Origin of the sequence: Oceanobacillus longus (assembly GCF_042650085.1) — a bacterium.
Lineage (GTDB): Bacteria > Bacillota > Bacilli > Bacillales > Amphibacillaceae > Oceanobacillus > Oceanobacillus longus.
Genome location: NZ_JBHSAO010000007.1, coordinates 25,457 through 39,169, shown reverse-complemented (window position 1 = coordinate 39,169; position 13,713 = coordinate 25,457). Strand labels below are relative to the sequence as shown.

Below are 13,713 nucleotides of genomic sequence, written 5' to 3'. Positions count from 1 at the left end.
TATATTATCGTATTTATCCATTTGTTTATTGGAGGAAATCTTTTGAAAATCAAAGAAATAATTGTTGTGGAAGGCAGAGATGATACAGCTAAAATCCGCTTAGCAGTAGACGCGGATACAATTGAAACCAATGGTTCTGCTGTCAATAAAGAAATTCTGACCCGAATTAAGCATGCAAAGGAGAAACGTGGGGTTATCATCTTTACCGATCCCGATTATCCAGGCGAACGTATTCGTCATATCGTAGATCAGGCTGTCCCAGGTTGTAAACATGCCTTTTTGACTAGGAATCAGGCCAGAGCTAAAAATCAAACGAACAAAAGCCTTGGAATTGAACATGCGACGATCGAATCGATTCGTCATGCATTAAAGGATGTTTATGAACTAGCAGAAGTAAGTGACGGTGAGATAGATAAAGCTGATTTGATAGCATTTGGGCTTATTGGTGGGCCTCAGGCAAGCATGAGAAGGGCAAAGCTTGGTGAATTGCTCCAAATCGGACATACTAACGGAAAACAACTATTAAAGCGACTAACCCAGTTTCAGATTACGAAACAGCAATTTGAACAAGCTGTTAAAGTTTTGCAACAGGAGGATAAAAATGTCTAAAAAATATATAGCTACTCCTTTAAAAACGAAAGAAATACTAAATAAATATAAATTTACTTTTAAAAAGAGTCTTGGACAAAATTTTTTAGTGGATGTAAATGTATTGAAAAATATTATTAATAGTACAGGGATTGATCAATCTTCAGGTGCAATAGAAATCGGTCCTGGAATGGGGGCGTTGACGGAACAACTGGCTATTTATGCAAATAAGGTTGTTGCCTTTGAGATTGACCAACGTCTTTTACCAATTCTTGGAGATACGCTTGGGGACTATCCAAATGTTGAAATTATTCATCAGGATATCCTGGAGGCAAATGTAAGCGAAGTTATCCAAACATATTTTGAGCCTGGACAAGACATACATGTCGTAGCAAATTTACCATACTACATTACGACCCCTATACTAATGAAGCTTGTGAGGGATAAATTACCTGTTTCAAGCTTCACAGTGATGATTCAAAAGGAAGTTGCAGAACGAATGGCAGCAAAACCCAACAGCAAAAGCTATGGATCATTGACGATTGCCGTACAGTATTACACAGAAGCAAAAATTGTTATGACGGTACCTAAAAGTGTATTTATGCCACAGCCAAATGTTGATTCTAGTATTCTACAGCTGACCATGCGTGAAGAACCACCTGTACATGTAGAGAATGAGGAATTTTTCTTTAACCTCGTTCAGGCATCTTTTGCTCAGAGGAGAAAGACATTACGTAATAACTTAACCAGTTATTTTAAAGAGCAGTATACAAAAGAGGGAATTAATGAGATTTTAGAACGCATCGATATCAATGGTACAAGACGTGGAGAATCCCTTGATATGGCGGAGTTTGCTCTGCTTGCCAATACGTTTTATAAAGAGAGAATGTAATTATACAGCTATTGCCCTATAAGGCAGTAGCTTTTTCAATTTTTATGGGGGTAACATGACTTGGCTGCCAAGGAACAGGAGCCCTTACATACTCATAGTCTATAGAAGAACGAAGTCAAGAGGTGGGTAAATGGATATTACTACGGGTGATCTCGTTACACGAAAGTCTTATAACCATGATTTATTATTTCGTGTAGCATCGATAAAAAAGGATACAGCAATTATACAGGGAGCTGATTTGCGACTGGAAGCGGACGCTCCGATTAATGATCTTGAAATTGCTGCTGGAAGAGAAATTGTTAAAAGACAGGAAAAGGAAAAAGAGAAAGAAGAGTTTTCCTATCGACTATTTCGACAGGATTATCAGCTTATGAAAGAAAAAAGAACGTATCAAACAACAGATGGGTACCTTAACGAAGGTAGGTTTTTTCAGCTGCCAGCAAAAGTACTGCATTTGGACGGGGATCAGACATATTTAAGAAAATGTATTTCTTTATATCAGCGTGTTGGCCTACAGGTTCATGGAATTCATATCAATGAAAAAGAAATGCCGGATGAGATTGGAAGTTTAGTGAAACGAATACAACCAGATATTATCGTTATTACAGGTCATGATTCCTATTCAAAGAATAAAGGGATGAAAAATGATTTACAAGCATATAGGCATTCTAAATATTTTGCAGAAACGGTAAGGGAGGCAAGGCGAATAAATCCGAACTTGGATCAGCTCGTAATTTTCGCTGGTGCTTGTCAATCGCATTTTGAATCCCTTATACGTGCAGGAGCAAATTTTGCCAGTTCCCCTTTACGGGTCAATATACATGCACTAGACCCTGTCTATATTGCAGCAAAAATTGCCTATACACCATTTATGGAAAGTGTGGGTGTATGGGATGCACTGAGGAACACACTGACTGGGGAAAAAGGAATGGGTGGAATTGAAACGAGGGGCTTACTTCGAACTGGGATGCCCTATCTTGAAGAAAATGGAGAATAAATTTGGGGTTTTTCCTTATCCAATAGAGATAAGGACCCAAACTTCTGTTAGGACAAGTTTTATTCCGAAAATTTTTCGATAAAATAATACATATTTTGTTAATAATTACAGATAATATAGGAAATAGACAAATTTTATTGTTGACAGGAAAAAAGACTTACTGATATAATATAAAGTTTTATTTGACTATTGGACGGGTTTGTGTTAAACTATAAATTAGTGAGGTGGAGTATAGTGGCTAAAACATTAATCGAAATTAAGCAAGGTCTTGAATGTCATGTTGGAAAAAGGTTGAAATTAAAAGCTAACGGAGGAAGAAGGAAAACGATTATTCGATCGGGAGTTCTGGCAGAAACGTATCCTTCAGTCTTTGTCGTTGAGCTTGACCAAGACGAAAATGCATTCGAACGTGTTTCATACAGCTATGCAGACATATTAACAGAAACGGTTGAATTAAATTTTCTTGATGGAAATAAAGCAATATTGATGGAACAGTAGACACTTGTCTACTGTTTTTTGTTATTCAAAAAAATTTCCTTTTTTACATAAATCTGCTGGGTGTTTTTTTTTACGAATCAACACATGCTAATATTGTCGTAAGAAAGCTCAAACAGAAAGGGGTTGTTCTTTCGTGGGTAGACGCCGAGGAATCATGTCCGACCATTTGAAAGAGGAGATTGCCAAAGAGTTAGGGTTTTACGACACGGTACAGCAAGAAGGTTGGGGCGGCATTAAGTCAAGGGATGCCGGTAATATGGTTAAACGAGCTATTGAAATCGCAGAACAAAATATGCAACAGAAAGGCAGATCCTAACGGGTTTGTCTTTTTTAGTCTTCCTGTTTGCTATTTGTGCCTGTTAACAACACGCGAGTCGCCTATGCTTTTTAATTATGTTACAATTATTTATATTTTCAAGGACGTGAAAAGGTGGTGATAACAATGACTATATTAGAGAAAGCCCCAGCGAAGATTAATTTATCTCTTGATGTATTAAGAAAAAGAGAGGATGGATATCATGATGTGGAAATGATCATGACTTCCATCGATTTAGCTGATCGTATCGAATTGGAACGGTTAGAGGAAAATAGGATTGAGATTTCTCTGGAAAGCAGATATGTACCTAATGATGAACGGAATTTAGCATATAAGGCCGCAAATGTTTTTAAAGAGGCGTACGGGATTACGGAGGGGGTCCACATCCGTATTGATAAGAATATTCCAGTTTCAGCCGGACTGGGAGGAGGCAGTACAGATGCAGCAGCAGTATTGCGCGGGCTTAACAGACTATGGTCATTGGGTATCCCACTTGAAGAATTAGCAGAACTAGGGTCAACGATTGGCGCGGACGTCGCCTTTTGTGTATATGGAAATACTGCAATAGCTAGGGGGTATGGTGAAAAAATAGAGTCATTACCATCCCCACCTTCCTGTTGGATTATTTTAGCAAAACCAGATATTGGTGTTTCTACAAAGACCATTTTCGAGAAAATCGATGTAGAGAGACTTTTTCATCCCCAGACTTCGGAAATACTTAAAGCGTTAAGTGAAAGGAAATTCGATAAATTATGCAGGAACATCGGGAATTCACTTGAAGACATCACGTTTTCATTACATCCAGAAGTAATGCGGATAAAAGAGGCTATGGTTCATGCGGGCGCTGCAGGAGTACTTATGAGTGGTAGTGGGCCTACTGTATATGGATTAGTCGAACAACAAAGTAAAGCAACTCGAATTTATAATGGGATGCGCGGATTTTGTGATGAAGTATACCTTGTTCGTTTATTGGGGTAAGTATTGCTAAAATACGTATAATAATGATATATTATTAATTAAATATACGGTTTTGGGGTGTAGTAATGAAAAGAAGCAATAGGTTGGTAGTATTGACTGATTTTTTCCTGGAAAACCCAAGAAAACATATACAATTGCCATATTTCGTAACAATTTGTGAGACAACAAAATCTTCTATTAGTGAAGATTTGGATATTATTAATGAAGTTTTCCAGAATCAAGGTATGGGGTATCTGCAACGATCCACGGGTGCAGGGGGCGGCGTAAAATATATCCCTGCGTTTTCTCGTGAAAATAGTATGCAATTCATTGAAGAATTAAGAAAGAAACTCGAGGACCCAGCACGAATTTTGCCAGGTGGCTATCTTTATATGAGTGATTTACTCGGTGATCCGAGAACAGTAAGGGAAATAGGACGTGTTTTTGCATCTGCTTTTTCAAAAGTAAAGATTGATGTGATTGTCACTGTTGCAACAAAAGGTATTCCATTGGCATATGCTGTTGCCTCTTTCCTGAACGTCCCGGTTGTAATTGCCAGAAGAGATCCAAAAGTGACAGAAGGTTCATCCGTAAGTATTAACTATGTTTCTGGTTCTTCACGAAAAATACAAACGATGGTATTGCCAAAACGTAGCCTTGAAGAAGGTGCGAATGTTTGTATTATCGATGATTTCATGAAAGCTGGAGGAACCATTACCGGTATGATTAATTTGCTTGCTGAATTTGATGCGCGTGTACAAGCAATAGGAGTATTGGCTGAAGCAGATGATGAGGAAGAAGAACGTGTCATAAATAATTATACTTCCTTGGTAAAAATCACAAATGTAGATATCCGACATAATAAGATTGAAATACAATCAGGTAATTATGTGGAGAACCACACAGATTCCTAATAACCCACTAATGACGTTATTTTTAGATACTAATTCCAATGGGTTATTCGTATTTTTCCTTTTAAACTTACTTCTAATTTAAAATATTTAATTTCTTTTGTATTTTAAGCAGGAATTTCAATTGTTTTGTTGAAATAGTTAGAGTAAGTCCATAAGGGAAAAGGTGGTGAGACATCATGGAAGTAACTGACGTTAGATTACGCCGCGTTAATACAGAGGGCAGAATGCGAGCTATAGCATCTATCACGTTGGATCAGGAGTTTGTAGTCCATGATATACGCGTAATCGACGGTAATAATGGATTATTTGTGGCGATGCCGTCAAAAAGAACTCCTGATGGGGAATTTCGGGATATAGCACATCCAATCAATTCAGGAACACGTTCAAAGATTCAGGATGCCGTTTTAGAAGAATATCGTCGTGTGGGTGAAAGTGAAGTTAAATATGAAGAAGCAGGTGCTTCTTAATAGAGGTTTAAATAGTCATGATAAGTAAAGGGGTCAAATCTGTTAAAGGTTGACCTTCTTTTTTTGTTTAAAAAATCGCTATTCCCTCAAACATTTAAGGTTGCATTCCCACGCAAACGTCACAGCATCTACATTTTTCACTTCAAATATTATCCTCCATCGTTAACCGTTGTTGAAATGATATGTTTTTTACGATATATTTTAAAGTGGATAATTAGAAATGATGGAGGTTTCCTTATGACTAATCGTTATGCTGTCATTCTTGCAGCAGGGCAAGGAACTAGAATGAAGTCTAAGCTTTATAAAGTTTTGCATCCAGTTGCTGGACGCGCAATGGTGCAACATGTTATAGATCAATTAAATACAGTGAAATTGGATAAAATGGTAACAATAGTAGGCTTTGGTGCTGAAAAAGTGAAAGACCAAATTGGGCAGGCAAGTGAATTTGTAGTCCAGGATGAACAATTAGGTACGGGACATGCTGTTTTACAGTCAGAAGCGTTATTGAAAGATAAAGAAGGTACTACCATTGTAGCTTGTGGTGACACACCTTTGATTAAGGGAGAAACGTATCAGGCGTTATTTAATCATCACGAAGAATCAGGTGCTGGTACAACGATTTTGACTGCAAAGACAGATAACCCGGCAGGATATGGAAGAGTCTTACGTAATGAAACGAATGAAGTGGAACGAATTGTTGAACATAAGGATGCGAGTGAAGGTGAACTTCTTGTTAATGAGATAAATACTGGTACGTATTGCTTCGACAATCAGGCTCTCTTTGCTGCACTACAAGAAGTTTCCAATGATAATGTACAGGGAGAATACTATTTGCCAGACGTAATTGAAATTATGCGTAATCAAGGTAAAAAAGTTAGTGCCTTCTTAACTCCCGATTTTGAAGAAACATTGGGAGTAAACGATCGTGTTGCATTGGCTGAAGCCGAAAAAACGATGAAAAAGCGTATTAATGAGAAGCATATGCGCAATGGCGTTGCAATTATTGATCCGGATCATACGTATATTGAACCAGATGTCGTTATTGAATCCGATGTTATTATTCACCCGGGTACAATCATAAAAGGAACAACCATTATAAAAACGAATGCTGAAATTGGCCCAAACAGTGAAATCTCAAATTGTTCTATAGGGGAAGCTACAATTGTTAAACAAAGTGTGGCAAATGATAGTAAAATTGGTGACCGTGTCAAAATTGGCCCATTTGCGCATATTAGACCTGATTCAACGATAGGTCATGATGCTAAACTAGGTAACTTTGTAGAAATTAAGAAAACTGAACTTGGCGACAACAGCAAAGTTTCCCATTTGAGTTACATTGGTGATGCAGAAGTAGGAAGTAATGTAAACATTGGTTGTGGTACAATTACAGTAAATTACGATGGAACGAATAAATTCTTGACTACCATTGAGGACGATGCCTTCATAGGCTGTAATTCAAACTTAATTGCTCCTGTGAAAATTGGAAGAGGATCCTATGTTGCAGCAGGTTCAACGATTACGGAAAATGTTCCAGAAGAGGCATTATCTGTTGCAAGAGCTAGACAAACGAATAAAGAAGGCTATGTTACAAATTTAAAAAATAGGAAAAGAGATTAACGGAGGTTATATTTCATGACATCTAGCTACAAGGATTCATCGTTGAAGGTCTTCTCATTAAATTCCAACCCTAAGTTGGCGGAGGAGATTGCAGATCATATTGGAACAACACTTGGGAAATGTACGGTATCAAGATTCAGCGATGGGGAAATACAGATTAATATCGAGGAAAGTATTCGTGGTTCTGAAGTATATGTAGTTCAATCTACATCTGCTCCTGTTAATCAGCATATTATGGAATTACTTATTATGATTGATGCACTTAAACGCGCTTCAGCAAAATCGATTAACATCGTTATGCCATATTATGGCTACGCTCGCCAAGACCGGAAAGCTAGATCACGTGAGCCGATTGCCGCTAAATTGGTGGCAGACCTAATTGAAACTGCAGGGGCAAACCGAGTTATTACACTCGATTTGCATGCACCGCAAATACAAGGGTTCTTTAATATTCCAATTGACCACTTGCAAGGTGTTCCGATTTTATCAAGTTACTTTGAAGCCAAAAACCTTGAAGACTTAATCGTAGTTTCACCTGATCATGGTGGTGTGACGCGTGCACGTAAAATGGCTGATCGTTTGAAATCACCTATTGGAATAATTGATAAGCGTCGTCCGCGCCCAAATGTAGCTGAGATCATGAATATTATCGGAAATATCGAAGGGAAAACAGCTATTCTGATTGATGATATTATCGATACAGCAGGAACGATTACCCTTGCAGCAAATGCATTAATTGAAAATGGCGCCAAAGAAGTATATGCTTGTTGTACACACCCTGTACTTTCAGGTCCGGCAATTGAGCGAATTAATAACTCTCAAATCAAAGAGCTTGTTATTTCAAATAGTATTCCGCTTCCGGAAGAAAAATACAGTGGCAAAATTACAGCTCTCTCCGTAGCCCCGCTTATTGGAGAAGCAATTGTACGTGTGCATGAAATGCAATCCGTTAGTGTTTTATTTGATTAATGGTTTAGATCGACCGAATATCGGGTATTAATTATATTGACCGTTTTTTTCTCCACGATAAACATATGGAATGAATAGAAAGAGAAATACTTAACTGTTCGAAGAAATGTTTTAAAAAATTTGGAGGGTGATTAATATGGCAGTAAAGTTAAATGCAACGAAACGGGAAAATCTTACGAAATCAGCAACAAAAGAGATTAGACTAAGTGGGAAAATTCCAGCGGTTGTCTACGGAAAAGAAAAGGAATCGAAAAGTGTTGTGATAGATAGCATTGAATTAGTTAAAACGGTTCGGGACGAAGGTAGAAATGCAATCATCTCATTGGATGTCGAAAACGACGGCGCGGTGGATGTAATGCTTCATGATTATCAAATCGATCCGATTAAAGATCAATTAATTCACGCAGACTTTTATGTAGTTAATATGTCCGAAGAAATGGATGTAGCTGTCACACTTCGTTTAGATGGAGAAGCACAGGGCTCAAAAGATGGTGGAGTCTTGCAGCAGCCGTTATACGAAATTCAGGTAAGAGCAAAACCTGGCAGCATTCCTGAAGAAATTTCAGTGGATGTTTCTGCTCTGGAAGTTGGAGACAGTCTCACTGTTGCCGATATTCCAACAGAAGGATCATACGAAATTTTGGATGAACAGGACACTACCATTGCTACGGTAGTACCGCCAACCACAGAAGAAGATTTTGAAACAGATACAGATGAAAATGCAGAGCCAGAGTTGGTAGGCGCTGAAAAAGAAGATAAAGAATAAAATCAATTAAAGTTTTAATATAATGAACAGCAACGTACCCTCCTTTAAGAAGGAAAAACCAATTTCTTAGTGGGGGGGTTGTTGTTTAGAAATAGTTTATTACTTTTTTTCCAAAGGAAGAAGCAAAATGAAATGTATTGTAGGATTAGGCAATCCAGGTAAAAAGTATGCACAGACACGGCATAACATAGGTTTTATGGTGATTGATGAGCTCTTGAAACGTAATCAATGGAGCTTGAACAAGTCTAAATTTCACGGAGATTACGCCATGGAGATTTTTGGCGATGATAAAGTGATATTTCTAAAGCCACAAACGTATATGAATCTTTCCGGAGAATCTATTCGTCCATTAATGGATTATTATAATGTGAATCTCGAAGATGTTCTTGTTATCTATGATGATCTCGATTTACCAACAGGAAAGATACGACTGCGCCAAAAAGGTGGCCATGGCGGGCATAACGGAGTCAGGTCGACGATAGATCACCTTGGTACTAAGGAGTTTAAACGCATTCGCCTAGGTATCGGCAGACCATCAACATCTATTCCAGTAGTCGACTATGTGTTGGGATCTTTCCCAAAGGCAGAAAAAGAAGATGTTGTCATTAGTATTAAAAATGCTGCAGATGCCTGTGAATCTTGGGTTAAGGGTACATCCTTTATTGAAGTAATGAATGAATACAATAATTGATACATAAGCTTATATATACGGATTGATTTAAGTGTTGATGTATAATATACCATCAAGCGGATAAACTTTTAATAGAAAGATTATTCGAGGTGGATATCTATGTCAATTATTTATAACTGCAGACACTGCGGACATACAATCGGGAAACTGGAGCAAAAGGTGATTGATGCATCGTCACTTGGTTTCGATCAGTTGAGCAAAAGTGAAAAGGAAGAAATGATCCATTATGATAGTAATGGTGATATTCAAATAAATACTATTTGTGAGAACTGTGAACAAGCCTTAGGACAGCATCCCAATTATCATGAGTTGGATTTTTTTATACAATAACATACGCAGCAAAAGCTTTGGTTCAGTAAACCAAGGCATTTTTGCGCTTATATATGCATTTTAAGAGGGGTATAACGATGAAGGGTATTAATAACTATCTAAAAACGAAAGAAGATTTCCAATCGATTATAAGTGGGGTTACCGACGGAATGAAAGAGCAGCTAATTGCAGGGCTTTCTGGGTCTGCAAGAAGCATGCTCGTATCTGTGGTCAATCAATCTGTTAACAGACCGATTCTCTTGGTGACCCATCAACTGGTGCAAGCACAGCAGCTCTATGATGACCTATCAGAGTTCATGGGGGAAACAAATGTTTACTTATATCCAGTTAATGAATTGATTGCCTCAGAAATTTCCATTTCTAGTCCAGAACTAAGAGCCCAGCGGATTGAGGCACTAACACAATGGTCCAATAAGAAATCGGGAATATTAATTGCCCCAGTGGCAGCATTAAAACGAATATTACCGCCCAAAAATTATTGGAGCAACTACCAATTACGTTTTACCAACGGGGAGGAAATTGCAATTGATTCCTACCTTACTTCACTTGTCGATATGGGATATGAACGAGCATCGATGGTCACTACTCCTGGCGAGTTCAGCCGTCGTGGGGGAATTATAGATATATATCCAATTACAGAACAGCATCCAATACGTATTGAATTATTTGACGAAGAAATAGATTCGATACGTTATTTCGATGCAGAAACGCAACGATCCCTGGATAAGGTAGACAAGGTAATAATCGGGCCCGCCACCGAGCTGCTACTAACAGATGAAGACATTTTAGCCGCTTCAACAAGGTTGGAAGAGGCACTTGCTGCAAGCTTGAAAAAAATGAAAGCAATAGATGCGAAAGAGAAGTTAGTCGAAGTCATGGAGCATGATATTAGTCGCTTTAAAAATTTAGAGCGGTTTCAAGAAATGTATAAATATATCGGCTTTCTCTATTCAAAACCTGCTAGTTTATTAGATTATATAGCTTCTGACGGACTTATTATTCTTGATGAGATGAGCAGAATTCAGGAGACGGCTACGAATCTTGATACAGAAGAGGCAGAATGGTATAGCAGTTTGCTTGAATCCGGTCATATGGTAAGAAACAGCAGATTTTCATTGGATTGGAATACTGTAATAGAAACAATGAAGCACCAACGAATTTACATGTCTGTGTTTCTGAGACATATACCGAATACGCAGCCGGAAAATATTATTAATCTATCTTCAAGAGTCATGCAGGAATTTCACGGACAAATGCACTTATTTAAAAATGAGTTGAAGCGTTGGGAAAAAGGGGAATTTTCTGTAGTGATCCTTGCCCCGAACAAAAAGCGGGCAGATAAAATCCATTCGATTTTAGCCGATTATGATATTGACGCAACGATTACAAAGAGTTTGATGCTTCCGGTGGACATGCCGACCATAGCAGTTGGTAATATCACGAATGGTATTGAACTACCCATGCACAAGCTTGCGGTCATAACGGAAAATGAATTGTTTAAAAAACGGTCCAAACGACCAAGGAAGCAACAACAGAAGATTTCCAATGCAGAGCGTATAAAAAGCTATCAGGAGCTGAAAATTGGGGATTATGTGGTCCATGCGAATCACGGTGTAGGTAAATATCTTGGTATTGAGACGCTTGAATTAAATGATTTGCATAAGGATTACATGCTGATTAAGTATTCTGGAGACGACAAATTATTTGTCCCAATTGACCAGATTGACCTTGTCCAAAAATTTGTAGGTTCTGAAGGGAAAGAACCGAAATTATACAAGCTTGGTGGATCCGAGTGGACGAAAGTAAAGCGAAAAGTACAATCTTCTGTTGAAGATATAGCTGATGATCTTATAAAGCTCTATGCAGAACGAGAAGCGAAAAAGGGTTTTGCCTTCTCTGAGGATACGGAGATGCAGCGTGAATTTGAGGCTTCCTTCCCTTATCAGGAAACAGAAGATCAGCTTCGATGTATTGAAGAAATTAAGCAGGATATGGAACGGGAGCGACCAATGGATCGGCTGCTTTGTGGTGATGTAGGTTATGGGAAAACCGAGGTTGCAATTCGAGCTGCATTTAAAGCGATAGCAGACGGTAAACAGGTGGCTATATTGGTTCCGACTACTATTTTGGCACAACAGCATTTTGAAACCATACGGGAACGATTCCAGGATCATGCAATTAATATAGGTCTTCTTAGTCGTTTTCGGACAAAAAAGCAACAAACGGATACGCTTAATGGATTAAGGAAAGGGACTGTCGATATTGTTGTAGGAACACATCGAATTTTGTCCAAGGATGTTGAATATCGTGACCTTGGTTTACTTGTTGTCGATGAAGAACAACGATTTGGAGTCAAACATAAAGAAAAAATTAAACAGCTAAAAACGAATGTGGATGTTCTGACATTGACAGCGACCCCAATACCAAGGACACTGCATATGTCCATGCTCGGAGTTCGAGATTTATCTGTTATTGAAACTCCACCTGAAAACCGTTTTCCTATTCAGACCTATGTCATGGAATACAATCCGATTTTCATACGTGAATCCATTGAAAGAGAGATGGCGCGAGGAGGTCAGGTATTTTTCCTTTATAATCGAGTGGAGAACATCGATACGGTTGCCCGAGATCTTGGGATGCTTGTGGATGATGCAAAAATCGCCGTTGCTCACGGACAAATGAATGAAACCGAATTGGAAAGTGTTATTTTCGGATTTTTGGAAGGGGAGTATGATGTTCTTGTCAGTACGACAATAATTGAAACAGGTGTCGATATTCCCAATGTGAATACGTTAATTGTAAACAATGCTGATCGCATGGGATTAAGTCAGCTCTATCAATTAAGAGGCCGCGTTGGACGCTCTAATCGTGTGGCCTACGCGTATTTTACCTATCAGAAGGACAAAGTGCTTACAGAAGTAGCTGAAAAGCGCCTACAAGCGATTAAAGAGTTTACGGAGCTAGGATCTGGATTTAAGATTGCGATGCGTGACCTATCCATACGTGGCGCAGGGAACCTACTAGGGGCGCAGCAGCATGGATTCATCGATTCGGTTGGGTTTGATATGTATTCTCAAATGTTGACAGATGCAATCGATGCACGCAAAGCAGGGAAGAATCTGGAAGAAATGATGCCATTTGAGCCTGAACTCGCACTGAATCTTGATGCATATATTCCGGATGAATATATTAAAGACGAAAAGCAGAAAATTGACATCTATAAACAATTTCAGGGAATGACCCTTAAGGAAGATATTGAAGAACTTAAAGATGAATTAATGGATCGCTTTGGTGATTATCCGAAAGAAGTAGATAATTTATTTACGGTATCTTCACTAAAAATTTATGCCAAAACGGAGCGTGTGGAATCTGTTACGGAGCGGAACAAGAAAATTGTCCTACTTATCGACGAAAATCGTAGCCAGCAAATTGACGGTTCAAAGCTCTTTGAACTGGCAAATTCCTTTGGCCGAAATGTTGGATTGGGAACAGAAAACAAAAAGCTAAAGATTATATTTAAGTGGTCTAATGAATCGGAATATAGCAGATACGAAGTAATTGAGAAATTTATTAAGAAATTAAGTAGTGTTAATAGGGACAATTAAAATTTTCCATGGAATGTATAGTTATTTCTGGATGATTTATACTAAAACCACACCTGGTGATTTTTACACGTTAAGTAAACGAAACGTTAGGGAAAGTAATCATCAT

14 protein-coding genes are annotated in these 13,713 nt (G+C 38.3%); all 14 read left to right on the top strand.

Features of this window, described 5'->3' with window-relative positions; genetic code table 11:
- Positions 1–42 precede the first annotated feature (42 nt).
- The 14 genes from rnmV (at position 43) to mfd (ending at position 13,607) form a co-directional block, all read left to right on the top strand.
- Positions 43–609: a ribonuclease M5 gene (gene rnmV / locus ACFOUV_RS10045; RefSeq protein WP_379496637.1), complete on the top strand. Its 567-nt coding sequence runs from the start codon at positions 43–45 to the stop codon at positions 607–609.
- Positions 602–1,480, top strand: coding sequence for a 16S rRNA (adenine(1518)-N(6)/adenine(1519)-N(6))-dimethyltransferase RsmA (gene rsmA / locus ACFOUV_RS10040; RefSeq protein ID WP_379496636.1), 879 nt, complete (start codon positions 602–604; stop codon positions 1,478–1,480). Before rnmV ends, rsmA begins: the two co-directional genes overlap by 8 nt.
- A gap of 130 nt (positions 1,481–1,610) precedes the next feature.
- Positions 1,611–2,477 carry a sporulation peptidase YabG gene (yabG, locus tag ACFOUV_RS10035; protein WP_379496635.1) on the top strand — a complete coding sequence of 289 codons (867 nt, stop codon included), beginning with the start codon at positions 1,611–1,613 and terminating at the stop codon, positions 2,475–2,477.
- A 234-nt stretch (positions 2,478–2,711) separates the two neighbouring features.
- Positions 2,712–2,975, top strand: coding sequence for a biofilm formation stimulator Veg (gene veg, locus ACFOUV_RS10030; RefSeq protein WP_379496634.1), 264 nt, complete (start codon positions 2,712–2,714; stop codon positions 2,973–2,975).
- A gap of 133 nt (positions 2,976–3,108) precedes the next feature.
- On the top strand, positions 3,109–3,291 hold the full coding sequence (locus ACFOUV_RS10025) for a small, acid-soluble spore protein, alpha/beta type (protein WP_379496633.1): 183 nt from the start codon (positions 3,109–3,111) through the stop codon (positions 3,289–3,291).
- Positions 3,292–3,417: 126 nt separating this feature from the next.
- Complete coding sequence (ispE, locus tag ACFOUV_RS10020; protein WP_379496632.1) at positions 3,418–4,269, top strand: 4-(cytidine 5'-diphospho)-2-C-methyl-D-erythritol kinase; 852 nt, start codon at positions 3,418–3,420, stop codon at positions 4,267–4,269.
- Between the two features lie 65 nt (positions 4,270–4,334).
- Positions 4,335–5,162, top strand: coding sequence for a pur operon repressor (purR, locus tag ACFOUV_RS10015; protein WP_379496631.1), 828 nt, complete (start codon positions 4,335–4,337; stop codon positions 5,160–5,162).
- A gap of 176 nt (positions 5,163–5,338) precedes the next feature.
- Positions 5,339–5,629, top strand: a complete 291-nt coding sequence (gene spoVG, locus ACFOUV_RS10010) for a septation regulator SpoVG (protein ID WP_379496630.1) — start codon at positions 5,339–5,341, stop codon at positions 5,627–5,629.
- 237 nt (positions 5,630–5,866) lie between these two features.
- Positions 5,867–7,246, top strand: coding sequence for a bifunctional UDP-N-acetylglucosamine diphosphorylase/glucosamine-1-phosphate N-acetyltransferase GlmU (glmU, locus tag ACFOUV_RS10005; RefSeq protein WP_379496629.1), 1,380 nt, complete (start codon positions 5,867–5,869; stop codon positions 7,244–7,246).
- A gap of 15 nt (positions 7,247–7,261) precedes the next feature.
- On the top strand, positions 7,262–8,215 hold the full coding sequence (locus ACFOUV_RS10000; RefSeq protein ID WP_379496628.1) for a ribose-phosphate diphosphokinase: 954 nt from the start codon (positions 7,262–7,264) through the stop codon (positions 8,213–8,215).
- A gap of 136 nt (positions 8,216–8,351) precedes the next feature.
- On the top strand, positions 8,352–8,981 hold the full coding sequence (locus ACFOUV_RS09995; protein WP_379496627.1) for a 50S ribosomal protein L25/general stress protein Ctc: 630 nt from the start codon (positions 8,352–8,354) through the stop codon (positions 8,979–8,981).
- A 127-nt stretch (positions 8,982–9,108) separates the two neighbouring features.
- Complete coding sequence (pth, locus tag ACFOUV_RS09990; RefSeq protein ID WP_379496626.1) at positions 9,109–9,672, top strand: aminoacyl-tRNA hydrolase; 564 nt, start codon at positions 9,109–9,111, stop codon at positions 9,670–9,672.
- Positions 9,673–9,771: 99 nt separating this feature from the next.
- The gene (locus tag ACFOUV_RS09985) at positions 9,772–10,002 is read left to right on the top strand and encodes an anti-sigma-F factor Fin (protein ID WP_379496625.1); all 231 of its coding nucleotides are present in this window, start codon (positions 9,772–9,774) and stop codon (positions 10,000–10,002) included.
- Positions 10,003–10,079: 77 nt separating this feature from the next.
- On the top strand, positions 10,080–13,607 hold the full coding sequence (mfd, locus tag ACFOUV_RS09980) for a transcription-repair coupling factor (RefSeq protein ID WP_379496624.1): 3,528 nt from the start codon (positions 10,080–10,082) through the stop codon (positions 13,605–13,607).
- Positions 13,608–13,713: the final 106 nt, after the last annotated feature.

What these genes read in the sequence shown, in the direction of transcription:
- rsmA (WP_379496636.1), top strand. Translation starts at nt 602, where the DNA reads ATGTCTAAAAAATATATAGCTACTCCTTTAAAAACGAAAGAAATACTA.
- yabG (WP_379496635.1), top strand. Translation starts at nt 1,611, where the DNA reads ATGGATATTACTACGGGTGATCTCGTTACACGAAAGTCTTATAACCAT.
- ispE (WP_379496632.1), top strand. Translation starts at nt 3,418, where the DNA reads ATGACTATATTAGAGAAAGCCCCAGCGAAGATTAATTTATCTCTTGAT.
- purR (WP_379496631.1), top strand. Translation starts at nt 4,335, where the DNA reads ATGAAAAGAAGCAATAGGTTGGTAGTATTGACTGATTTTTTCCTGGAA.
- spoVG (WP_379496630.1), top strand. Translation starts at nt 5,339, where the DNA reads ATGGAAGTAACTGACGTTAGATTACGCCGCGTTAATACAGAGGGCAGA.
- glmU (WP_379496629.1), top strand. Translation starts at nt 5,867, where the DNA reads ATGACTAATCGTTATGCTGTCATTCTTGCAGCAGGGCAAGGAACTAGA.
- ACFOUV_RS10000 (WP_379496628.1), top strand. Translation starts at nt 7,262, where the DNA reads ATGACATCTAGCTACAAGGATTCATCGTTGAAGGTCTTCTCATTAAAT.
- ACFOUV_RS09995 (WP_379496627.1), top strand. Translation starts at nt 8,352, where the DNA reads ATGGCAGTAAAGTTAAATGCAACGAAACGGGAAAATCTTACGAAATCA.
- pth (WP_379496626.1), top strand. Translation starts at nt 9,109, where the DNA reads ATGAAATGTATTGTAGGATTAGGCAATCCAGGTAAAAAGTATGCACAG.
- ACFOUV_RS09985 (WP_379496625.1), top strand. Translation starts at nt 9,772, where the DNA reads ATGTCAATTATTTATAACTGCAGACACTGCGGACATACAATCGGGAAA.
- mfd (WP_379496624.1), top strand. Translation starts at nt 10,080, where the DNA reads ATGAAGGGTATTAATAACTATCTAAAAACGAAAGAAGATTTCCAATCG.